Raw genomic sequence first — 21,514 nt, forward strand, 5'->3', positions numbered from 1 at the left:
AGAGCATGAGCATTCGCTCGACAGCCAGTTGCCAGCGCGGACCACGCCAGCACAAGAGCTTTACCCTTCTTCGAAAGTTGACAGCCATGCACATGCCAGCCAAGCGCACGGGGTTTACGATCGTTGAACTGTTGACGGTCATCGGCATTATCTCCATCTTGATAGGCTTGCTGTTGCCTGCGATCCAATCCGCTCGTGAATCAGCTCGGAAGATGGATTGCATGAACCGCTTACGACAGATTGGCGTGGCAACTCACCATTTTGAATCTGCCTACCGAGCCTTTCCGGGGAATGGCTGGGGGTATCGCTGGCGGGCAGATCCCAACCGGGGGATTGGCCCCCAACAGCCTGGTGGCTGGATCTTTCAAATCGCTGGCTTCTGTGAAATGCCCCTTCCAGCGTCGACTGCCATAGATCCCATCGCCAGCTTGCACACCAGGACGGAACTGACTCGCTTGCCCTTCCCGCTCATGCGTTGCCCCAGCCGTCCCGGCAGTGAGCTGAGTTTGGCTAGTGTGGCGTCGACTCCTTACAATGCAACCTTTGTCGCATTGGTCGCCAAAACGGATTACGCAGCCAACGAAGGAAGCTACATCACCGACACCGACGGTGGTCCCAGATCCTTGGCAGAGGGAGATCGACGGAGCTACCACTGGACCAACACCGATGCAGCCAATGGGGTTATTTATTTGAGAAGTCGCGTTCGAACCGCTTCCATCACCGGCGGACTGTCCCAAACCTATTTGGCGGGAGAAAAACATGTTTCTTCGGCCAACTATTTTGATTCCCAAGATCCCGGTCACGATCAAAGCCTATTCTCCGGCGTGGATCTCGATTTAAACCGCTGGACATCCGAACCACCTCAACGCGATTCGCGGGATCAGCACACCCGCGCATTCGGATCGGCCCATCCATCCGGCTGCAACATGCTGCTCTGCGACGGAGCAGTCGCCACCGTCGACTATTCAATCGCCCCGGCGGTCCATCGCGAGCAGGGGACTCGGCAATAACGGGACAGAGAGAAGCGTGCTTGAGACGCGGCAGAAGGGGAGCACAACACCCTAACTAGCGTAGAGGCCTCCTTAGAATGAGAGACTCCCTCAACCCACAGGAGTCGCAGGTGCACAAAAAAAGCCGTAGGAAGGTTCCTAACGGCTTGATGCAGTGTCGGCGATTCGAGAATCAAGGGTTACCAAGATCCTCACGGTGAGTTAGGTCACCGCGACAGTGGCTTTGATTTTTTGAATGATATGCTCTTCTCCAGAGGCACTCATTAGCTTAGCAGCTCTCTTCTCCGCTTCAGCCTTCTTATCAAATTCAAACATCGCCACTCGCTTGAGGTCTTGGTTGAAGACGGCCCAATAGAGGCGAGTTCGACTCTCCACTTTGACTCGTCGCCGTGGTTTCGGCGCTTCGCCATCAAGGGGCGCTTTCTTCACCGCTTTTACACGGGATGAGGCCTTGGCTCCGGAACGAGTTTTGGGCGGCACTTTGGATTTTACAGCAGTAGCAGCGCGACCGGCCATGCATGAAGCTCCTAAGAAGATATGGGAAAGAAAGATGAGATGCTGAAACACAAGGATCAAGCGGAATCCCTCCCGCAGAGCCGCTGTTACAACGGCCCTAGCGACTCATCTCGTCACCTACTCAACCTTCGTTGAATACGCAACTGAATAACTGTACAGGTAGTTGTCCACGGGGCACGTTCGACTGACCGAAACCTCAGTCAACCTCTTCCATGTCCAGCCAAGTTGCGGATACCACATTCACAGGTGGGGCGCGGAAGTCAGCAAGCAATCATCGCTGCTGACCCAACGGCGAACTGAATGTTGATTTCTTACGAGTCCAAGCAGACTCACAATCCGTCACAGGTAGGTACTTCGTTAGCTTGACTGCGTTCTATTGTAATGCATCTCACAGAGATTTGACAGTACCAAGTGTCGAATTGAAAAATAGTTGCACTTTCCACGCCAATTAACGCTTGACAAATCCTTCCTCATAACCTCTCTAGGGCCCCCACAACATGCAGCCATCTTGCACAGATACCTGCATCTGCACGCACGTCGTGACGACGCAATGCGATTGCTTCAAGGCCCGCTGATAGACACCGCAAAGTGCTAGCAGCTGTACCGCGCCATTCACGTTGGTACTCCCCCCTAGACTGAACCTGGGGAGCACACAAGTGTGTGCGCACGAAGTCTGCCAGCGGGGCCAGGCTTAAGAAGCGATCCACCCTGCTTTGACCGGTTGGTGGATTGGAGCGCACTGCCAGTTGCACTGTCGCGCGTTAAGCACTTTCCCTTGCTCACCGGGCTATTGAAATAGCAATCCGCTGCCTGAGCAAGGAAAGGTGATTGCCGCTACAGGCCAATTGGGGAAATCACCCATTTAGTAATAGCTAAACTTGCCATTGAATCAACGAGCCGTCCTGCAACGGGTTATACGCTTTCAACCAGCTGGGGCGCGCGGGGAACCAGGCTGTGTCCACCGATTTTCGGATAGGTTCTAAATGCGTTGGAGCGTTAGGGGCTGCTCGGTGGACGGCCCTTCCCTGATGCAATGTGCTGCTTCCGCCCCTCAGCGTATTGGTTCGATTGCGGATACTCCTCTTCCAACCAACGCTGTAAATCGTCCGGCGACGGTGGCGAGTCTCCCATCCGGTCAACCAGCCGTCGCATGGCCGATCGGCACCAACCACACCCCGTCCCCGCGCTCTGGCATTCCGACAGCTGGCTAGCAACACGAACGCGATGAATTCGCGCGTAGTTCATGACCTTCCGCCAACTCACGTGGAAACACAAACACAATTCATCATCAACTTGCATGATTGATCACATTCATCGCGATGCGACACGCGGCTAGGAAGTCAGGAATATCCAACGTCTCTTGATTGGTGTGCACGTTGCGTTGCCCGCATCCCATCGTCACGGTTGGCACACCATGCTTGACGAGCCAATTCGCATCGACGCCACCATTGGAAATCGCCGTCTGTGGCTCTGCATCCAACGATTCAATGGCCGTCTTGGCGATCTGTACAGGAGGTGCATCTGCGTCGAGCAGAAAAGAATCATAGTCAACGCGTCTCTCGATCTGCGCCGCAACGGCCTGGCCGTTGCTACTGACCACTGCCGCTGCTGCAGATTCAAAAGCACTACAAATGGCATCGGCTATCTCGGTCCTAAACGCACTGTTGTGACTGCGTGCCTCTGCAGTGACTTCAACGTGCTCGGCCACCACGTTGGTGGCCACTCCCCCCTGAACCGTCCCGATATTGCTCGTTCCGCTTCTTCCCTTCTTCTTGACTGCGCCGAGCCAACCCGCCCGGACTAGGCTTGAGATCGCCAGGGAGGCTGCATTGATCGCGCTGGCCCCCTGCTCGGGCGCCAGACCAGCATGGGCCGGCAAGCCTTGCAACTTAATCCGCATCCGCTCTCCGCCAGTTGCACCGATCGTCATCTTATAGGGATTGCCACCATCGAAGTTAAATGCCATTGCAGGATTGCCGAGCTTCGAGACCGTCATATTGCGACTTCCCTGCAATCCAATCTCTTCTTGCACAAAGAAGCAAAGCGTCAGCGGGGGATGTTCCTCGTTCCGTTCCAACGTCTCTAAGACGGCCACCAGCACGGCGGCAACTCCAGCCCGATCATCCGCGCCTAACCCCGTGGTAGCTAGCGCTGAGCGAATTACTTGTCCGTCCCGCTTGGGACGACAGCCCACGCAAATCGGCACGGTATCGAGATGCGCCGACAGCATGACCCGCGGAAGCTTCCTGTTCCCAGGCAGTTTGACGATCAAATTCCCAACTTCTCCCGGCAGGGGAGTGCGTTTGTGGGCCGTGTCGAAACTCATGGCCGATTCGGGAATGCCTGCATCCCGCAACACCTGCTGTACCACCGACGCGATCTGGGACTCCTCACAGCTCTTGCCCTCTACCGCCATCAACTTCGTGACCAAATCAATCGCCCGCTTCTCATTCAATGGCCTCATCACCACCTCCTTAAATGAACTTTCAATGAACTTTACCTTCCTCTCCTACAAACCACCTCGCCATGGTGCGAAAACCGTGCTTAACTATCCTCCACAAGACTTAAGGGAGTGCCTAGCCCCATAGCAACGAAGCCTACTTTCATGGCAGCGGGTTTTCCGAATTCTGGTTACGGACTCCCTAAGGAAACCAGCAAAGCAACTAAACACGCCATTAAACAAAGAATACCGCTAGCTAACGAAAATGGCATAGCCTTTGCTGATTTGAAACCCGTGTTACTTCATAACGCTTCGCAAAGAGTTCAATTCGATGAATAACTTTCGCGCCCTGACGCTCCCCGCCCTACCATCGTACCTGCCAATTACTTTAAATGATGTTGGGCGTCTGGTGGAGCGTTGCGTGTGCAGCCCCTGGGCTTTGCTGCTCTGTAAACTGACGATCGGAATCGTTTCCGCCTATGACATTCACCAAACTGTAAAGTATGTGGAGTACCTGCCACAGATGGAGTTGAATCCGTTTGGACGTTGGATGATGTCCTTGGACACAGGTCCTACCTGTAGGTTGCAGCAAACAGCTTGCTTTATTACCGCGAAATTCGCCGGCAATTTCCTCTGCTTGGCCCTTCTGGAAATACTTGCCTCCTGGAAGAAACATATTGCCACGGGAGTTGCCATCCCGGTCGCCGCCTTTCAACTCGGCTTGCTAGTTTTCTTAATCTGCGCGAACGGACCGGGAGGCGACTAATCGGATTCCAACAAGTGCTGCCTCAGAAACTCGGCCCGGCGGCGGCGGCCGTAGGGAGTTTCGGCGGCGCCATGCCCCGCGCCAGGCAGGACCAAGAGCTCAAAATCTTTATCGGCTTGAATGAGTGCATGGGCAACCTGCAGTGTTGAAGAGGGGTCAACATTTCGGTCCATCTCTCCGACGATGAGCAGCAACTTGCCTTGCAATCGATGCGCATCCTCCACATTGGACGAGCGAGAATACGCATCGCCTACAGGCCAGCCCATCCAAGCTTCATTCCACCAGATTTTGTCCATGCGATTGTCGTGACACCCGCAATCGGCCACGGCAACGCTATAGAAATCGTGATGGTTCAATAAAGCCCGCATGGCATTCTGCCCGCCAGCGGAACCCCCGAAAATCCCCACTCGCTTAGCATTCAATTGCGAGTGTTGTTGGGCAGCCTGCTCAATCCAGGCGATACGATCTGGAAAGCCCGCATCGGCCAAGTTCTTCCAACACACATCATGAAACTGCTTGCCACGATTGGAGGTCCCCATGCCATCGATCCTAACCACCACGCACCCCATGTTGGCAATCTCATGCTCTTGCGTCATCAAGCCAAACGACTTGGGGACATGCGAGTCGTGAGGCCCTGCATAGATCTTCTCCACAATTGGGTACTTTCGATCCTCCGCAATCTCGTCTGGCCACACAATTACGCCGTAGATATCGGTCTTCCCGTCGCGTCCTTTGGCCACCCAATGCTCCGGCAAACTCCATCCACTTTCGAGCAAGGCCGTCGCATCCCCGCGCTCCAACTCGCAGATCAAAGCGCCATCCTCGGCACTGCGTACCGTGGTCACCGTTGGTAAATCCACTCGCGAAAAACGGTCAATGAGCCAACGCTGATCCGGTGAGAACTCCCAGGAGTGATTACCATCCCCCTCGGTCAAGACCGTCAAATTTTGGCCATCGAAATCTACTCGGCAGAGGTGCAAGTAGTAGGGATCCTGGGCAGGATTCATCCCACTCGCCGAAAACCAAACTTGCTGCCGTGACTGGTCCACCCGTTCCACCCCACGGACAACCCAATCGCCTTGCGTCACCGCGTTGATCAGTTCTCCGTTTTGACTATCAAAGCGGTATAAATGATTCCAACCACTGCGCTCGCTCATCCATAGTAGTTGGCGGCCCTGCTCGATCGATTGCAAAAATGTCTTGTTGGAATAATCGATAAACGTGGGACTCGTTTCTTCAATCACGACGGAAGCCTCGCCAGTATCAGCCGCTACCGTCAACACTCGCATCACCTGATGCCCACGCTGGTTATAAACAAACATTAGCCGTTCGGGATCGTCGAGCCATTCGAACTGGGAGAGCGCCCACGGGGTGGCGAACAGCTGGTTTGGCACCGCGATCTCTTGCCGGGAGACGACATCGAACAAGGCGATTTCGGGTCGGTCAATCGGATCACCAGGTTTCACATAGTCGAACTGATGCACGACGGGCTGCACTCCATCGCCCGGACTCGATTCGATCAAGGTCACTTGCCGTCGCGGTGCTACCGCCTCGCGAATGGCCGATGCCCAGCGTCCACTGGGGCTGTGCAACACCGGGCCGCGATACTTCAATACATCGCTGCTATCCCAAGTCAGTTGCCACTCCTGACCAGCATCCTCTACCCAAAAATCGGAGTCGCGGAGGAATCCCGTTGGCGCTTCAGCGTTTTCCGGCTGCTGCCCACGCGATTGGTTGCGTCCGCGCCGATTCCCCCTAGATTGCTTCGACAACAATTCGAACTCGTCACGCAATCTAGCATCGACGCGCACGACGTTTCCAAACTCTGCTGCGGAAAACCGCAAGACTTCCGTCCCGGAACCATCTCGCAAACTCCACACATGCCCGGAGAAAGTATGCTGCGACTTGCTTCCCCCCGGTTCAATCGTGCCGTAGGGCAGGGGAGCCCCGTCGGTAGAAATCCAAAAGCAAGATAGCGGAACATCGAGGTGATTCTGAATCTCCAAGCTCGTGTCAGTACCGCCACTGTTAGAGCGTTGCCTGCGGGTGAGCAGTTCGCTGGGCGTGGCAGCAATCTCCTCCAGCTTGGACACTTCATAGGCTTCCGAACAATTCCACCGCGCATCGTTCCAATGAAATTCAAAACTCCCATCAACTCCCACCGCTTTAACTTTACGCAGCGTTTTGAGTTCCGTGACGTCCACTTCCCGTGCAAGATTTTTTCCCAAGGCCCTCGCTAATTGCCCAGGCTCAAAGAGCAGCGTTTTCTCCCCCGACGTCAGATCGACACGGGAATATTCCTGGACACCATCGAGTAGGTTGACCGCATAGGTCATCTGCGAGTGCTCGGTATCCCATACGACTTGGACCCGATCTCGCTGCACCAAATCCAACTGGCCTCCCCAAACCAGCCCCCCGCACCACAACCAACCCCAAACAGCCCATCCTGCCAAAAAGGTGTCGGACACCTTTTTGGCGGGATAGGTAGACTGGTTATTTTCTGGTGAACTTTTTGGGGCGTCCTCGGGGGCGCATGGTCGACTCCAAATCAAACTTGCGAGCCATCGATTCCACCCACGTCGGGTCGCCGAAGGGCACGCCCCGCGCCACGCTCCACTTGAGTTGCTTCTGCTCTTCTTGAGAAAAGTCGCTTCGGACCCGGGCGATCCAATTGGGCGGGCGAGGAATGGGCCAAGGGCTGAGTAGTTTCCCGCTGAGCAGCGTTTTGCGACTCCAGTGATAGAGGCTGTTCCATTTCCAAGCTTCAGGACTGTCGCACAAGTTGGCGGTGTAGGCATTTCGTTCGACATAGCGGTTTACCGTTAAAAAATGATCGTCTGACTGCACCGGGAACGACTTATAACGGCCTTGATAAAGATGGCCCAACCCGACAATATCGTAGTGTGCATGGTAGCGTTGCGTGTGCGTTAAGCAGAGCCATTGCCCGAATCGCCCCATTTCACCATCGACGTTGGGTCTCACGACCAAATGCCAATGATTGGGCATGAGGCAGTAGCTCATCAACTGGAGCGCAAAACGACCGACCGCTTCGACTAGGACATCCTCGAAAGCGGCGTAGTCTTCCGGCTTGTGAAAAATGGTGGCCTTTAGGTTTGCCCGATTGAGCATGTGATAGAATCCACCAGCAACATCGACTCGCTTCGGCCTACCCATTTCTCGACCTCCGTTTGCGAACGCTATCACTATATGGTCTATACATCCACTGAAGCGGTGCGTCTGCGTGCACGACAGCCGCTATAGGCTTGCCTCGGCAAAGGCTTCGTCGGTTTCCCAGATGCGAACGGACGTTGCACGAGCCCCCGTACCGTCCAGCACTTTGGGGCACATTTCCTCGAGCAGGTAGCGAGCCATATTTTCTGCGGTTGGATTGTAAGGCATTTTGAACAAGCGGCAGGGCGTTACTTGCTCGAGAGCTTGAATCGCATTCTCATCTCTCTGGTCAACGAGAAAACTGTGGTCCCAGTGTTCATCGATCCAGCCTTTGGTGCGGGCCTTCAAGTCTGAAAAATCGATTACCCGCCCGACTGAGTCGACTTCGTCGCCGGTCACAAAGAAATCGGCTACGTAGTTGTGCCCATGAAAATGTTCGCATTTGCCGCCGTGACCGAACAGTCGGTGGCCAGCGCAAAAGCGAATGCGGCGCATGATCGTCAATCCCATCGGGTGTTCCTCATTGTCAATGAATTGAATAGCTCAAAATACTTACTGATGCGCTGGTAGCGTCGGTGTATACACACCACTCCAGTGCATTGGCCACGAAGTGGTTCGAGCCGACACGGCGCATTCGCTGCTTAGAAAATCAATTGCGTCCTAGTGCAATTTCGGATTCTGTTGGTGCCGCTGGCTGTCCCGCTCGGTTTTCTTGATCAGGTTGCGAGTTAAAGCGACTCCCAGATCGACGCCTGTTTGGTTTGCTAGGCATATCAGCACAAACAATACGTCGGCCATTTCATCCGAAAGCTCTGCTTGTTGCTCGGAGTCCTTGAAGCTTTGGTCACCGTAGGTGCGCGACAGGACACGAGCCAACTCCCCCACCTCTTCTACCAATTGCGCCAAGTTCGTCAATTCAGAAAAGTAGCGCACGCCGATCGAGCGGATCCAGTCGTCAACTTTCCGCTGCACCTCCTGCAGTGTCACCGACTCTGCGGAAACCTCTAAAAATTCCATGGGACATTATCCACTTACGGTTGGCAATCGAAAGTCCTTCTTGGAATGCAAGAGACAGGCTGCGGCAGCAATTGTCAACCACTCCCCAATAGAGTCGCAGAGGAGCGACCGTATGCTGCGGTGCGAAGGTACCAACGCGTTTGTTGGGGGACAGCCTCCCTCTCCGCGACATGCTCCACTTCACCCTCCACTTCACCCTCCACTTCACCCTCCACTTCACCCTCCAATCCCCCTCCAACTCTCAGCCCCCAAAAATCGTCTAAACGACGTTGCACCCGCCGCCAAGATGCACGATATGGCCGTTTCATGACCTTCAAACGGCGAATCCTTTCTAGCTGCGGGTTTCACCCCTCAGCCAATTGAGCAACCGCCACACAAGTGTCCCAATCCACTCGATTTGCTCTCCCAGTGAGCGTCCCAAGCAATAAACTCAATAGAAGTAAGATATCTCAAGGCCAACGCAATCCTTCATCTCTTCGCCCGGTCCCCCAGCAATCGACGATTTCCGCCCGAATCTCGGTAGGTATCACTTGCATCGCTCCTCGATGCACGCTAGAACAGAGTGCACGTATTGCACGTTTCAGGCTCAGCCCCTCACCGTGGAAGTGCCGGCCTACCGATCTTGTCCAGGCCTTATAGGAGTTGCAGAATGCCGATCCACCATGAAACGCTGCAGACAGAAACGTCAAACGTGGTGTCCCGCGACAATTCGTCATCCCCTCGGGATCTGACACGACAAGGCACCCGCCAAGCTTCAGCCGGAGCGACCGACGGGGCAGCAGTGCGAAGGCCGCATCTCAGTGGAAGCGGACGTCCCACAAGAACGTTTCAACAGCCAACGCTGGAAACGGCCTTCGTGCGGTACTGCCAAATGACGCACCTTCCGCTGAATTGGCAAGGTACAGCCGCCGAACTCCTGGGGCTGGTGAAAACCGCTCAGGAGTTTATTTCGAGTCCGGATTTTGACAGACCGGCCGCCCCTCATCGGATCCTCGGCGACCAGCTCTTGAGCACTTGCCGAGAGACGGAGCCCAGTAAGCCGAGCGGAGGTTCGGCGCTAGACATGCCACCTCATCTATCTCGCATGTGCGAGGAGCAACTTCTCACCGCGGAACAAGAACGCCAACTCTTTCAGCGAATGAACTACCTGCGATTCTGCGCAGCCAGCCTTCTTCAAGATCAAACGCCGGTTTCCGTAACACAGTGGGATCTTGAGCGAGTTCACGGCCTTTGGCGGGCCGCTAATTGGCATCGCGATTGCATTATCCGGTCGAATACTCGGTTGGTAATTTCAATCGTCAAGAAATTTACAAATCCGCAGTGCGGCTTCGACGACCTGTTCAGCGACGGTATCATGGCTCTACTGCGGGCGGTGCATAAGTTTGACTACCGGCTGGGATTTCGTTTCAGTACGTACGCCACTCAAGTCGTCCGACGCGACGCTTACCGCCACGTCATGGATCGCCAAAACGAACGTCTGAAAGCCGGTCAATGCTTGACGGAGCAAGGAATCGACATTGCGGAAGAAACCGGTTCCTCGACCATGGGCGAAGAGCATTGGAACTCGCTTCGTTCGCGTCTCACCAGCCTGCTCAACGAGCTCGACAAGCGGGAGAAATTGATCATTCGTGCCCGCTTCTCCTTGGGAGGACACCGTAAAGTTCAAACCCTGCAACACTTAGCCAACAAGCTTGGAATCTCCAAGGAACGAGTGCGGCAACTCGAGAAGCGCGCTTTGAGCCGACTTCAGACTTTGGCTGCCCATTCAACGCAATCCTCCTCCCCTTCGATATGAGACCTCAAAATGCGAATTGCCGTGAGTGGATCGACCGGACTCGTTGGCTCAGCACTCTGCCAGCGGCTAACGGCTCAAGGGCAATCCATCATCCCCTTGGTACGCCCCGATTCCAGCAGCACTCCTCCTGCCCAATCCGCTTCGCTAACTTGGGACCCCGAGCAAGGTTTGGCGAATCCCGAGGCCATGGATGGATTCGATGCGTTCATTCATTTGGCGGGACGCAATATCGCCGCAGCGCGTTGGACCTCAGCCGAGAAGCAACGGCTTCGTGATTCTCGAGTTGCAGCGACCGAGAAGCTGGTCCAACAACTCCTGGCGCTCGACAATCCCCCCTCGACGATCCTTTCCGCCTCAGCAGTCGGCATCTACGGTGATTGTGGCGACCAGTGGGTTGAGGAATCGCAACCTGCTGACGACTCGTTCCTTTCCCAACTAGCTACGGACTGGGAGGCCGCTTGCGATCCGTTGCGGGCGGCAGGCCTGCGTGTCATCCATCCCCGCTTGGGCGTAGTGCTCTCGTCGCAGGGTGGCGCCCTTCAAGAAATGCTGCCAATCTTTCGCTGGAGGATCGGAGGGGTGCTGGGATCGGGAAAGCAGTACTGGAGCTGGATCGCCCTAGCTGACTGCGTGGCTGCGTTGCAGTGGTTGCTCGATACACCGGACACTAGCGGTTGCTACAACCTGGTGGCCCCGCAGCCAGTCACCAATCGGCAGTTTACAAAAGCGCTTTCGAAAGTACTCGGTCGGAGCGCCCTGTTCCCAGTCCCGGGGGTTGCGTTGCGATTGGCTCTCGGTGAGTTGGCGGACGCTCTCTTGCTGTGCAGTTGTCGCGCGTCAGCAGATCGCCTGCTAGGCAGTGGCTTTCGGTTTGAGCACGCTGAACTAGCCCCCTTTCTGGAACGAGCACTCCACGAAGATTGACCGTTAGCCAGCTCTCCCACCACACTGGCCGGCTTGCTGGCACGACATCCATCCGCCTTAGAATTTATTGTTTTAAGAGCGGTTCGAACTTCCCCTGAGGGTATTGCCCTCAATTGTCCGGCAACGACGATGAATCCGGGCCACCTCATGGGGTGCGTTATCCTAGCGGCGAATCCGGGCCTCTGCAGGTCGGCAGGTCTCGCCTTGCGTAACATGCTGCCCGTTGTTCGATCGGATCACGGTTCGACCGGAGCACGGGCAAATGCACACCAGCCCCGATTCGCGTACACTAGAGCTCATCGATGAACATCTCTTTGAGGCCTACCCAATGCATGATCCAACTCCCCGTCCGAAGCCCCGTGAAATAGCCCCACGTCGCGTTGCCACTACGCAAATTGCCACTTCCGTGGTATTGCCCTGTTGCACCTGGCGGTCCCTCCACGTCTGTTGCCTGAGCATGATCTGGGCGCTCGGTCTATTCGGCGGCGTACCAACCTTTGGACAGACGCAATCCGACCTAGCAGCAGCCCTTCAACCGCTTGTCGATGCGCATGCGGGCGACGTGGCGGTAGCCGCTGCAATCCTCGATAGTGATTTGAAAACGCGTATCAGCTGGAATTACCAAGGCGACCAAGTAATGCCGACGGCCAGTCTGATCAAGCTTCCGGTCATGATTGAAGCTTACCGACAAGCACAAGCCGGCGGGCTCTCGCTCGAGCATCTGATCGTGCTGCGGGAAGAGGACAAAGTTCCTGGATCGGGAATCCTCACCGAGCAATTCTCGGCGGGTACCTCACTCCCGTTAAACGACGCCATCCGATTGATGATGCGTTACTCGGACAATACCGCGACCAATTTAGTCCTCGACAGCATTGGCCTCGAATCGACGGCCAAGACAATGGCCGAACTGGGCTTTCCAGAAACTAGGATTCATTCGAAAGTTTTCCGACGCGACACTTCGATCGATTCGGACCGCAGCCAAAAATATGGCCTAGGCAGCACCACGGCTAACGAGACGGTCACTCTGCTCAGCCAGTTGGTTCGCGGTGAACTGGCGGATGAATCCTCTACCCAATCGATGCTTGATCACTTATTTGCCTGTGAAGCGACGAACGGCTTTCCCCGCGATTTGCCTGCAGGAACCCGGGTGGCTCACAAGACCGGCTCCGTAACACTCGCTCGCACCGAAGCTGGGATTATCGACTCGCCAGCCGGAAAGATCGTCCTGTGCGTACTCACCAACAACAACGAAGACAAGCGTTGGTCGGAGAACAATGCAGGTAACGTGCTATGCGCCAAGCTTGCTAAAGCAGCTTTCGATCTCGTCAACCCTGAGCCCGCAGACACTTCGGAGAGTTTCCCGCAGCAGCTTTCCGAGGGTTCGACCGGTGAACTGGTCGAAGCCCTTCAACGAACTCTCAACGCTAGAATTCAGAGCGACCTGGGCATCGACGGCGACTTCGGCCCTGCCACCGCAGCTGCAGTGAAAAAGTTTCAGACCAGTGCCAAGTTAAGCAACTCGGGAGTGGTCGACGCCCAGACCTGGCAAGCACTGGGAGAGATCCTAATGGTACCAGAACCGGTGGCTGCTCCCGAGCTGATCAATTCCGAGAAGCTTGCGGTGGCACCACCTCTGGATCCACTCGCACCTCCCCAGGTAACCGCCAAAGCCTTTGCCATTCTGGACCTTGCCACGGGTGAAGTTCTAGCAGAATTGAATGGTGACGAACCACTGCCCAACGCCAGCACCACAAAGCTGCTCACCGCTTACGTCGTACTAGACTATGCACAGTCTCACCCTGAAGTCCTGCAAGAAACAGTCACTTTTTCGGAGCGGGCTGATCAAACGCTAGGCTCAACGTCAGGCGTCAAAGCGGGCGAGCAATTGCCTGTTTACGAATTGCTTTACGGCCTCATGCTTCCCAGCGGCAATGACGCTTCCGTCGCCTTGGCAGAACATTTTGGTGGCCGGCTAGCCAATCCCAGCCAGCCTGAAGCCAACGCCGAAGAGGCCTACGATGCATTCATCGCTGCGATGAACGCCAAGGCCCAAACGCTGCACATGACGCACACCCATTTTGCCAATCCTCACGGCTTGCCCGCTGAAAAGCATCACAGTTCCGCAATTGACCTAGCCAAGTTGGCCAAGGCTGCACTCAAGCTGCCTGAAATGAGAAAGTACGTCACTTGCAGGCAACGAGGATGCCAAGTCACCAGTCTGAATGGTTACTCGCGCAATATCCTATGGAAGAACACCAACCGCCTACTTGGGCAGGCTGGCTTTACCGGCCTCAAAACCGGCACGACCTCAGCCGCAGGTGCCTGTCTCGTGGCAAGTGGCGTGCGCGAAGAGCAAGCTCGCGTTGTCGTCGTGTTGGGTGCGGTATCCTCAGACGCCAGATACGTGGACGCCCGCAATCTCTTTGCGTGGTCGTGGAGAGATACAGCCCGCTAGAGCCAAGTAGTTGGCGGCGACAGCCCGCGCGTCAACTCGATTCGACTCGGATTGCATGACTGTTTGAAACGTGACCAGCCTGCGTAGGAGGCGTTTTCCGTAAGCGACAGCAGGCTGGTAACGCCGCAAGTTACCAATGCGAGCCCTTGTCCTCAAGATCACCAACCTTCCCAGCTTGCTGCAGGAAGGTTGGCGTTGGCGGCATGCAGAGGATCCGTCGAGCTCTACGCTTCGGCGAACTCTCTACGTACTTTCATCAACAATTTCTTGGTTGCCTTGATGCCCGCGTATTCATCGAGCTTGCTACCTTCGTACTCAATTCCGACCCACGAGTGGTAGCCTGCATCGAGTACGATTTTCATCATCTTGGTGTAGTCGGTCTTGGTTTCGTTGCCTTCGGCATCGAAGTCATGGCTCTTCGCGCTGACGCTCTTAGCAAACGGCATGGTTTCCGTTACGCCTTGATAGCGATCGTAGTCATGGAAATTCCCAAAGTCGGGGAGGGTTCCACAGTTATCGAGCCCAACAGAGCTGATCGTTTCGGCCAACCACTTGCCGTTGGAGCTGAGGCCACCGTGATTCTCAACGATGATATTAATGTCATGCTTGGCACCAAATTCACTGAGCCGACGGAGTCCGTCTGCGGCCAGTTTTTTCGCTTCTTCATAATCGTTGTTCGATTGGGCATTCACGCGAATCGAATGGCAGCCTAAGAACTTGGCCGCTTCAACCCACTTGTAATGGTTTTCGACGGCAGCGGTACGCTTGGCATCATCCGGATCGCCCAAGGCCCCTTCACCATCGATCATGATCAACGGGCATTTCACTCCAAAATCGTCGTGCCGCAGTTTTAGTTCCCCAAGGTAGTTTTTGTCCTCCGCCTTGTCCTTGAAGAATTGATTCACGTATTCGACAGCATTGATCTTGAACTCTTCCTTGGCCGTCTTGGCAAAATCGAGGTTATCCAACTTGCCGCTGCGCAGTGTGCGGTGCAGCGACCATTCAGCCAATGAAATACGGAACGGAAGCTTTCCCTTACGCTGCTGCCCAGCATTCTTCTTATTTGCCTGGGTAGCCGCTTCTTGTCCGTGAGCAATACCAGCCATGGCGACGGCGGCACCACCTGCAGCTGAAATTTGCAAAAATCGTCTTCGTTCTAGTGGGTTGGTCATTGTCGGCTCGCTATGCAGAAAGGGGGGCGACTCGTGGATTCAAGGTTAGAAAATCTGTTGACGCCATGATATTCCCGGTAGGCAGTCGATGCAATCATCTCTGCGGGAACTAGCCCCCATTCAGGCGTCCAAATGGGGAAAACTCTTCCGCTACGACGTGTCGGGCCGCTAGATGGGCAGGTCCCGAGCCCGAATGACCGCACTCGAGAACACCGGTCACGCAGCAGGGCCAACTTAACCAGGCGTCGCTTCACCCAGCTGCTGGGCCATGTCGTGCGCGGACTTGGCGACCGCAGATTGCCAGTCCAGATGTTTGTATTGCTCACTTTGGTACGCGAAAATCACGCCACGGGAGCTATTCACAATGGCTCCACGGCCCTGGGAATCGAAGCCGTGGGCGACGTCCGCAGCCGTTCCGCCTTGAGCGCCAAACCCCGGAATGAGAATCCAGGCGTTGGGCATACGCTGCCGAAGAGCCGCCAACTGTTGAGGATAGGTAGCACCCACCACTGCCCCAACAGCGCCATAGCCACTCGTTCCCTGAGTCGCAGCAGCGTGAGACTGCACGAGGTCCGCCATGCGTTCAAAAACGGTTTGCCCTTGATTTTCTCCGCTCAGAACTTGGTCCTGCAAAAAACCACTGCCGGGATTCGACGTTTTCACCAACACGAAAATGCCAGCCCCATGACGAACCGCCCCATGCACAAAGGGTTCTAGCGTATCGTCCCCCAAATACGGATTTACTGTTAGGGCATCGCACCCCCAAGCACTTTCGCGGCCCAGGTAGGCGTCGGCGTAGCCCTCGGCAGTGGAGCCGATGTCGCCACGTTTGCCATCCAGGAGTACTAGCACTCCCGCCTTGGTCGCATGCTTGATGACTCCCGCTAGGGCAAGCATCCCCGCAGGCCCCAGCAGCTCGAAAAATGCCGCTTGCGGTTTTACCACTGGCGTAACACTCGCCACCGCATCGATAACTTCGCGGCAGTAACATTCGGTCGCTTTCGCCACTGCAGACCGATCGCCCGAGTCTACTCCCGCGCGAATCGACTCAGGCAAACTCTTCCAACGGGGATCGATTCCCACGCACACCGCTGATTTTTTTTGCTGGACTTGTCCTGCCAACAGGTCGCCAAAGTGTTCCATCGCAGTTCTATCTCTGAAGGGATCGGAGCCGTCTCTCAAACATTCAGGAGCTCGGTGTGTTACGACTCCATTAGACCGGCATCTGGCGGATTGAACCAGGGACCATGGCCGCACCAGCCTCGGCACTGGCGATTGCGGCGAAGCAGAGCGCTAGGCTATGCAAATTGTCGCTAGCCGAAATGGTGCAAGGACGTTGCTCTTCAATAGCGCACAGAAGCTCTCCCATCGTCCCCCGAAATCCATCTGAAAACCATTTCCCCTGCAGACTCGGTGACCAGCGGCCCTGGGCAGTCGTGACAGACAGGCGTTGCTCCTGGTTACCGCTCCCGGTGCTGTGCAAGCTGCCTAGTGTTCCGGCAACGTATGTCTCTTCCAGCGAACCGTAGGGTACCCCTGCGTCGAACGAAAGTGTCGACTGTGCATGCTCGAACTCAATCAGAGCTTGGCCCAACAAATCTGGCATCAGCGTCTGCTCGGGAATGCGCGCCGTCGAAGCAAAGACGCGTTTCGCGTTTTGCCCGGGGAAGAAACAACGCACGATGTCAAACCAGTGAATGGCATAGTCGTAAAGTACGAGATGCTTGATCTTCTCGAATTCAGTGCCTGCAACCCAAGTATGATCCCAATGGCATTCCATATGCGCAGAAAAGACATTCCCTAAAATTCCGGAAGCCGCGGCAAGGCGGGCATAGCTAAAATGGGGTGCCCAGCGCCCATTTTGATTGACCGCCAAATAACAATTCTGTTTTTCCGCTAGCTCAACCAATCGCTGTCCGACATCTAGATCCAGGACAAAAGGCTTCTGGCTCAGCACATGCTTTCCGGCCCGCAAGGCCGCTTCGATAATCGGCGGCCTCACCGGCGGATGGGTAGTGATGTCGACCACCTCAATCGAGACATCACGGAGAACTTGGTGGTAGTCCGTATAGACCTTGGCATCCGGGTAGAAGGCCTTTTGGCTAGCAACGGCCCGTTCCAGATCGAGGTCGCACAGCGCCACCACATCGAATCCAGCGACTACATAAGCTTCCAAATGGTGCTTAATGATCCCACCACATCCAATGACTCCAATCTTCGGAGCATAGCTGCGTGGGGTAGCGGGTCGGTAGGGCAGATCCACTAATGTTTCGATTGTTGCTGGCATATTTCCTTACCAATCCTCTCCCAGGACGATCACGCCTCCGTCATCGATTTGTTCGTCACCATAGTACACGTCACCGCCTTCATAGACGCCTCCGCCATACTCGTCGGAGTAGACTCCCCCCTCGTAGAACTCGTCGCTACCCTGCAAGCCGGGGCCACCATTGCCTTCAAAAGCTTCGTAGTATCCGTCGTCGTAATATTCACCATCATAGGAATCATGGTATTGTGCCTGATTGGGACCGACGGCAACTCCCGCACCGCTCAACAGGGAGCCGACGCGACCTGTCGTGGGATCCACGCGAGGCAGTTTGCCTCCGACCCCACCATAGTCATCCATGTAGCCGGGAGCACAGATCGAGCATCCACTGGTCAGAATTGCGATCAACGCTAGCAAAATTTTCGAAGTGATCACTCGCATACTCTTAGCCCTTTTTAGACTTCCCGGCGGCACTCATGGCCGCACTTGCCTGTTTACTATCGACCCCGAAGGCTTATACGGTTTAGGCAAACTTTAACGATTAAGTCGACTATTCACTCCCCCAGCTCTATTCGACCATGACACGTCCGACGCCACGCAAGCCTCGCTCCCCTACGTCCTCCCGGCGACGCTCTACCCCGACAGCTTCCACCAAATCGACTTCCGCCCTCGCCAGTGCTCCAAAGGAAGCTGCCCCTTTAGATGCATGGGTTCTACTCTGGGGCGTAATCGCCTCCCTCAACTGGTGCTTGGCTGCATCTGCTTTGGCCAGTCGCAATCATCTGGTCATGGGATACCGAACCCTAGTCGCCGGTCCGCCTCAGCTAGAACCTTTGATGGTCTCGCAACCTGCGTTCCTAGCAATCTTGGCACTCGCGTCGGCCTGGTTCTTCGCATTTTGGCGTCACGGTTGCTCCTCATTCGGTTGCCCACCACGCCTGAAGATCGCGTTGCTTAGCTGGAGCCTTGCCGCATTGCCTTTCGGATTATCCTTGCTTCAACTTGCAACGGGGTTCGAGCTCGAACGGCTCTTTTGGGAAACGCTTTGGCTCAGCGGGTGGACCGGGTTCAGTTTCGTTTACCTCGTCGCTGCCATGCGTGACGCCAGCATGCATGACGCCAGAGAAGCAGAGCAGGGGGGCTCCCCCCGGCAGCCAGCTCTACGGCAACCAAGCAAAGTGACCGGGAGACGGCTCTCGCTAGCCCTGGTGGTTGTGGGCACCGTACTAACAGGCAGTCTATGGTTCGCGCAGAGCCACACTTACTACAACAACTTCCAGCTGGGATTCAATGACTTTGCCCACTTCACCCAACGCATCGCGAATACCGCTGCCGGTCGTGGAGTACTCATGGAAACACCGGTACTACCGCCGTTTTGGGATCACTTCAATCCCGGTCTGCTGCTGTTGGTGCCACTCTGGGAACTCACCCATGACGTGCACTTCATCTTTGCCGTCCAGGCTGTGGCTTTGACCAGTGGCGGTCTGATCGTTCGCAAGCTGGCGTTACAGTCAGGGCACGGAGATCTAAATTCGGCAGCCTGGGGTTTGGCGTGGTTAGCCCAGCCGGTACTAGGTCAGATGAATATTGCGTACACCTACGGCTGGCATCCCATTTCTTTAGCGCTACCACTTCTATTGGGCTCCCTCTCCGCACTCTTGGCAGGCCGATTGGGTCTCGCGGCTGGTGCAGCCGTCCTGGCGATGTCCATGGAAGAGGGAGTCATCGTAGCGGTCACTCTATTTAGCGCCGCGGCCGCACTCCAGTGCACTTCACTCTTCGCCTCCACACACCGCCTCCAACCGAATTCAGGAGAGGTCATCTCCAACTCGGACAACACAATTCGGCCAACGCAAACCTTGGGCCTCTCGCTGAATAGCTGGATTGGTATCACTGTGGTCTCTGGTTTGACTTTTTTCGCAGTCTATCAGTGGAGTGGGATCGCTGAATTTCAAACCGGACGGTTCGTCGCTCTAGGCAATTCGGCAACCGAAGTGATACTCTCCCCCATCTTGAAACCGGCCGTTTTTTGGGGACAACTCCTGCAGTGGAAAAATCTTGCATTCATTTTGTGCTTGCTGCTGCCCTGCAACGCATTGGGGTTAGCACTGGGATGGCGATGGTGTCTTGCCTGTATTCTCCCATTAGGTGTGCTGTGCGTATGGGATCATCTCCCCGCCACGTGCCTCGCATTCCAGTATTCGAGCACGTTGCTCCCCATCCTGTGGTTTGCAACTCTCCAGGGAGCAAGTCGATTGCCTGCCGCCTTGTCCCGCGGAGCCGGGGTGGGCGCACTGGCCTGCGGTCTGACACTCAGCCTGTTTGTGGGACAACTCCCCTACAGCTCTGCTAGCATTCTGGATGTCGAAAGCCAGTCGTACGCTGGCACACCCAACTTCACACGGCAGGCAGATTCGGACGATGGACGGTGGTTGCTCGAGCAGGTTGCCGCGATCCGAAATTCCGGTGCAGAAACCTTGGCCACCGGACGAATCGCAGCTCATTTGGTTGGAAACGCCGACATTGAAACCGTTGGACAATTCCTCCAGCGGCGCCCCCAATTGTCACTCCTTCCAGACCGGCGGAACCAACCCCTACAGCATTACCGCTGGATTCTCTTGGACCGCGTCGAGAGCTTTCAACAAAGCCCCGAGGAGACCGCGCGCATCGAAGCGGAAGCGCGCGCTCTCGGCTTTCAAAGCGTGGCGGACAAGTACGACATTGTGCTGCTCGAACTGCAGTAGAACAGGTAGCACTGAAAAGTAAGGAGCATGCAGAAAGATCCCCGCTGACGACAACTCTGGCCCGGAGTCACAGCCGGCAGGGACTCGGAACGCTACGCGGTGCTGCCTTGTAGATGGCGACGCAATTTGGCTGCCGTGGATGTCAGCGGCAAGTCACAGACCTCGAGCTCGACCCATTGCCAATCGACTCCCAGAGGTTTTGCTTGGCCTGCGGACAGCGATGCTTCGAAGCAGTGCAAGCTAATCTTATAGCGCGTCACGGCATGCCGGAGCACGAGCAGCCGCTGAGTAATCTTGCACTCCAAATCCAAATCCGAGTTCAATGCCGCTTCCACCAGCGAGCTCTCTTGGGGTTCAGTCTCTAGCAGCTTGGATGCGTTGGCCGCTGGCCTTCCATTTACGGAGCGAGTGCCGACCGAAACAGCCAACAATTCCGTGATATCGACGCGTGGGAAATCCCACAATCCCTGCCACCATTTACCGTCTCCATTGCGGCGCATGAGGTATTTACCGTGCCGGGCGACCACGACTAAACCATGCACCCGTGCTTCAGTGGGCACCTTCTTTTTGAGCACAGGCAGACGCAATTGAGTGCCTTGGCGGTAGGCTACGCAAAACTTGGAAACGGAACACGAGGAACACTCCGGCTGAGCCGGTTTGCAGACGAGACTTCCGAGCTCCATCACGGCTTGATTGATGGCAGCCGACCCACCGCCGCGCCTCGGCAAAAGCGATTCTGCAAACGCCCATAACTCTTTCTGAGCGGCCGTAGTCGTCGGCTCGAGTTCCAATCCCATGAGGCGACTGAAGAGCCGAATCGTATTCGCTTCCAAGATCGGGGAGGGCATGTCGTAGGCAAATGAGGTAATAGCGCCGGCGGTGTAGCGCCCGACACCGGGCAGCGACAGGACGTCGTCAAATTGAGTTGGAAATGTTCCACCAAACTCCTGAACGACCATTTTCGCCGCGGCATGTAATTGTCGCGCTCGTCGATAATACCCCAATCCTGACCAGAGCGTTAAAACCTCTTGCTCTTCGGCGGCGGCCAAATCCGAGACCGTAGGAAAGGTGTGAAGAAACCGATGGTAGTAATCGATCACTGTTGCAACTTGCGTCTGTTGCAGCATGATCTCGCTGACCCAGATGGCGTAGGGGTCGCGCGTCTGTCGCCAGGGTAGACTGCGCGCATGGCGCTCAAACCATGCCCCCAACCGCTTGCGGAAACTTGCCTTGGACTGCGA

Annotated in this window: 19 protein-coding genes; 6 read left to right on the forward strand and 13 right to left on the reverse strand. The window is 55.7% G+C overall.

The genetic code is table 11. The features are described 5' to 3' along the window. Nucleotides 1-5: 5 nt before the first annotated feature. Nucleotides 6-1,010, forward strand: coding sequence for a DUF1559 family PulG-like putative transporter (locus Q31a_RS20920; RefSeq protein WP_197355447.1), 1,005 nt, complete (start codon nt 6-8; stop codon nt 1,008-1,010). Nucleotides 1,011-1,211: 201 nt separating this feature from the next. Here the strand turns inward: Q31a_RS20920 and Q31a_RS20925 are convergent, their stop codons facing one another. The 3 genes from Q31a_RS20925 to Q31a_RS20935 form a co-directional block, all read right to left on the reverse strand. Next, complete coding sequence (locus tag Q31a_RS20925) at nt 1,212-1,526, reverse strand: hypothetical protein (protein WP_145082224.1); 315 nt, start codon at nt 1,524-1,526, stop codon at nt 1,212-1,214. A gap of 996 nt (nt 1,527-2,522) precedes the next feature. Beyond that, entirely contained in the window at nt 2,523-2,825 is a 303-nt protein-coding gene (locus Q31a_RS20930; RefSeq protein WP_145082226.1) for a (2Fe-2S)-binding protein, read from the reverse strand. Beyond that, a complete protein-coding gene (locus tag Q31a_RS20935; protein WP_145082227.1) occupies nt 2,815-3,990 on the reverse strand; it encodes a M20/M25/M40 family metallo-hydrolase in 1,176 nt (391 codons plus the stop codon). The genes Q31a_RS20930 and Q31a_RS20935 overlap by 11 nt, the downstream gene beginning before the upstream one ends. Before the next feature lie 307 nt (nt 3,991-4,297). Between Q31a_RS20935 and Q31a_RS20940 the strand changes: the two genes are divergently transcribed. Continuing rightward, on the forward strand, nt 4,298-4,732 hold the full coding sequence (locus tag Q31a_RS20940) for a hypothetical protein (protein WP_145082229.1): 435 nt from the start codon (nt 4,298-4,300) through the stop codon (nt 4,730-4,732). On the opposite strand, the gene Q31a_RS20945 is transcribed toward Q31a_RS20940, so the two are convergent. The 5 genes from Q31a_RS20945 to Q31a_RS30390 all read right to left on the reverse strand — a co-directional run bounded on the left by Q31a_RS20945 (nt 4,729) and on the right by Q31a_RS30390 (nt 9,228). Continuing rightward, a complete protein-coding gene (locus tag Q31a_RS20945; protein ID WP_145082231.1) occupies nt 4,729-7,200 on the reverse strand; it encodes a prolyl oligopeptidase family serine peptidase in 2,472 nt (823 codons plus the stop codon). The two genes, Q31a_RS20940 and Q31a_RS20945, sit on opposite strands and share 4 nt — an antisense overlap. A 25-nt stretch (nt 7,201-7,225) precedes the next feature. Next, nucleotides 7,226-7,906 (reverse strand): transposase, encoded by a 681-nt coding sequence (locus Q31a_RS20950; protein ID WP_145082233.1) that lies wholly within the window; start codon nt 7,904-7,906, stop codon nt 7,226-7,228. A gap of 81 nt (nt 7,907-7,987) precedes the next feature. Continuing rightward, on the reverse strand, nt 7,988-8,413 hold the full coding sequence (locus Q31a_RS20955) for a 6-pyruvoyl trahydropterin synthase family protein (RefSeq protein WP_145082235.1): 426 nt from the start codon (nt 8,411-8,413) through the stop codon (nt 7,988-7,990). A 150-nt stretch (nt 8,414-8,563) separates the two neighbouring features. Next, the gene (locus tag Q31a_RS20960) at nt 8,564-8,920 is read right to left on the reverse strand and encodes a nucleotide pyrophosphohydrolase (RefSeq protein ID WP_197355448.1); all 357 of its coding nucleotides are present in this window, start codon (nt 8,918-8,920) and stop codon (nt 8,564-8,566) included. A 74-nt stretch (nt 8,921-8,994) separates the two neighbouring features. Then, nucleotides 8,995-9,228, reverse strand: coding sequence for a hypothetical protein (locus tag Q31a_RS30390; protein ID WP_197355449.1), 234 nt, complete (start codon nt 9,226-9,228; stop codon nt 8,995-8,997). A gap of 341 nt (nt 9,229-9,569) precedes the next feature. On the opposite strand from Q31a_RS30390, the gene Q31a_RS20970 reads away from it, so the two are divergent. The 3 genes from Q31a_RS20970 (at nt 9,570) to Q31a_RS20980 (ending at nt 14,094) form a co-directional block, all read left to right on the forward strand. Next, nucleotides 9,570-10,715: a sigma-70 family RNA polymerase sigma factor gene (locus Q31a_RS20970; protein WP_145082239.1), complete on the forward strand. Its 1,146-nt coding sequence runs from the start codon at nt 9,570-9,572 to the stop codon at nt 10,713-10,715. Nucleotides 10,716-10,724: 9 nt separating this feature from the next. Then, nucleotides 10,725-11,639, forward strand: coding sequence for a TIGR01777 family oxidoreductase (locus tag Q31a_RS20975; protein ID WP_145082241.1), 915 nt, complete (start codon nt 10,725-10,727; stop codon nt 11,637-11,639). A gap of 262 nt (nt 11,640-11,901) precedes the next feature. After that, nucleotides 11,902-14,094, forward strand: a complete 2,193-nt coding sequence (locus Q31a_RS20980; protein WP_145082243.1) for a serine hydrolase — start codon at nt 11,902-11,904, stop codon at nt 14,092-14,094. A 224-nt stretch (nt 14,095-14,318) separates the two neighbouring features. Here the strand turns inward: Q31a_RS20980 and Q31a_RS20985 are convergent, their stop codons facing one another. The 4 genes from Q31a_RS20985 to Q31a_RS21000 form a co-directional block, all read right to left on the reverse strand. Beyond that, nucleotides 14,319-15,266: a sugar phosphate isomerase/epimerase family protein gene (locus Q31a_RS20985; protein ID WP_145082245.1), complete on the reverse strand. Its 948-nt coding sequence runs from the start codon at nt 15,264-15,266 to the stop codon at nt 14,319-14,321. A 234-nt stretch (nt 15,267-15,500) separates the two neighbouring features. Continuing rightward, nucleotides 15,501-16,409 (reverse strand): orotidine-5'-phosphate decarboxylase, encoded by a 909-nt coding sequence (gene pyrF / locus Q31a_RS20990; protein WP_145082247.1) that lies wholly within the window; start codon nt 16,407-16,409, stop codon nt 15,501-15,503. 70 nt (nt 16,410-16,479) lie between these two features. Then, nucleotides 16,480-17,553, reverse strand: a complete 1,074-nt coding sequence (locus Q31a_RS20995) for a Gfo/Idh/MocA family protein (RefSeq protein WP_145082249.1) — start codon at nt 17,551-17,553, stop codon at nt 16,480-16,482. A 6-nt stretch (nt 17,554-17,559) separates the two neighbouring features. Beyond that, nucleotides 17,560-17,964: a hypothetical protein gene (locus tag Q31a_RS21000; protein WP_145082251.1), complete on the reverse strand. Its 405-nt coding sequence runs from the start codon at nt 17,962-17,964 to the stop codon at nt 17,560-17,562. A 143-nt stretch (nt 17,965-18,107) separates the two neighbouring features. On the opposite strand from Q31a_RS21000, the gene Q31a_RS21005 reads away from it, so the two are divergent. After that, the gene (locus Q31a_RS21005; protein ID WP_145082252.1) at nt 18,108-20,273 is read left to right on the forward strand and encodes a DUF2079 domain-containing protein; all 2,166 of its coding nucleotides are present in this window, start codon (nt 18,108-18,110) and stop codon (nt 20,271-20,273) included. Nucleotides 20,274-20,365: 92 nt separating this feature from the next. Here Q31a_RS21005 and mutY read toward each other — a convergent pair whose 3' ends face one another. After that, nucleotides 20,366-21,484, reverse strand: coding sequence for an A/G-specific adenine glycosylase (mutY, locus tag Q31a_RS21010; RefSeq protein ID WP_197355450.1), 1,119 nt, complete (start codon nt 21,482-21,484; stop codon nt 20,366-20,368). Between the last annotated feature and the right edge of the window lie 30 nt (nt 21,485-21,514).

The sequence above is a fragment of the Aureliella helgolandensis genome, assembly GCF_007752135.1.
Classification (GTDB): Bacteria; Planctomycetota; Planctomycetia; order Pirellulales; family Pirellulaceae; genus Aureliella; species Aureliella helgolandensis.

Excerpts from the sequence above, each read along its gene's own strand:
- Q31a_RS20995 (WP_145082249.1), bottom strand. The coding sequence starts at position 17,553 with ATGCCAGCAACAATCGAAACATTAGTGGATCTGCCCTACCGACCCGCT.
- Q31a_RS20950 (WP_145082233.1), bottom strand. The coding sequence starts at position 7,906 with ATGGGTAGGCCGAAGCGAGTCGATGTTGCTGGTGGATTCTATCACATG.
- Q31a_RS20975 (WP_145082241.1), top strand. The coding sequence starts at position 10,725 with ATGCGAATTGCCGTGAGTGGATCGACCGGACTCGTTGGCTCAGCACTC.
- Q31a_RS30390 (WP_197355449.1), bottom strand. The coding sequence starts at position 9,228 with ATGAAACGGCCATATCGTGCATCTTGGCGGCGGGTGCAACGTCGTTTA.
- Q31a_RS20960 (WP_197355448.1), bottom strand. The coding sequence starts at position 8,920 with ATGGAATTTTTAGAGGTTTCCGCAGAGTCGGTGACACTGCAGGAGGTG.
- Q31a_RS20980 (WP_145082243.1), top strand. The coding sequence starts at position 11,902 with ATGCACACCAGCCCCGATTCGCGTACACTAGAGCTCATCGATGAACAT.
- Q31a_RS20985 (WP_145082245.1), bottom strand. The coding sequence starts at position 15,266 with ATGACCAACCCACTAGAACGAAGACGATTTTTGCAAATTTCAGCTGCA.
- Q31a_RS20955 (WP_145082235.1), bottom strand. The coding sequence starts at position 8,413 with ATGGGATTGACGATCATGCGCCGCATTCGCTTTTGCGCTGGCCACCGA.
- pyrF (WP_145082247.1), bottom strand. The coding sequence starts at position 16,409 with ATGGAACACTTTGGCGACCTGTTGGCAGGACAAGTCCAGCAAAAAAAA.
- Q31a_RS21005 (WP_145082252.1), top strand. The coding sequence starts at position 18,108 with ATGACACGTCCGACGCCACGCAAGCCTCGCTCCCCTACGTCCTCCCGG.
- Q31a_RS20970 (WP_145082239.1), top strand. The coding sequence starts at position 9,570 with ATGCCGATCCACCATGAAACGCTGCAGACAGAAACGTCAAACGTGGTG.
- Q31a_RS20920 (WP_197355447.1), top strand. The coding sequence starts at position 6 with ATGAGCATTCGCTCGACAGCCAGTTGCCAGCGCGGACCACGCCAGCAC.
- Q31a_RS20925 (WP_145082224.1), bottom strand. The coding sequence starts at position 1,526 with ATGGCCGGTCGCGCTGCTACTGCTGTAAAATCCAAAGTGCCGCCCAAA.
- Q31a_RS20940 (WP_145082229.1), top strand. The coding sequence starts at position 4,298 with ATGAATAACTTTCGCGCCCTGACGCTCCCCGCCCTACCATCGTACCTG.
- Q31a_RS20930 (WP_145082226.1), bottom strand. The coding sequence starts at position 2,825 with ATGCAAGTTGATGATGAATTGTGTTTGTGTTTCCACGTGAGTTGGCGG.
- Q31a_RS20935 (WP_145082227.1), bottom strand. The coding sequence starts at position 3,990 with ATGAGGCCATTGAATGAGAAGCGGGCGATTGATTTGGTCACGAAGTTG.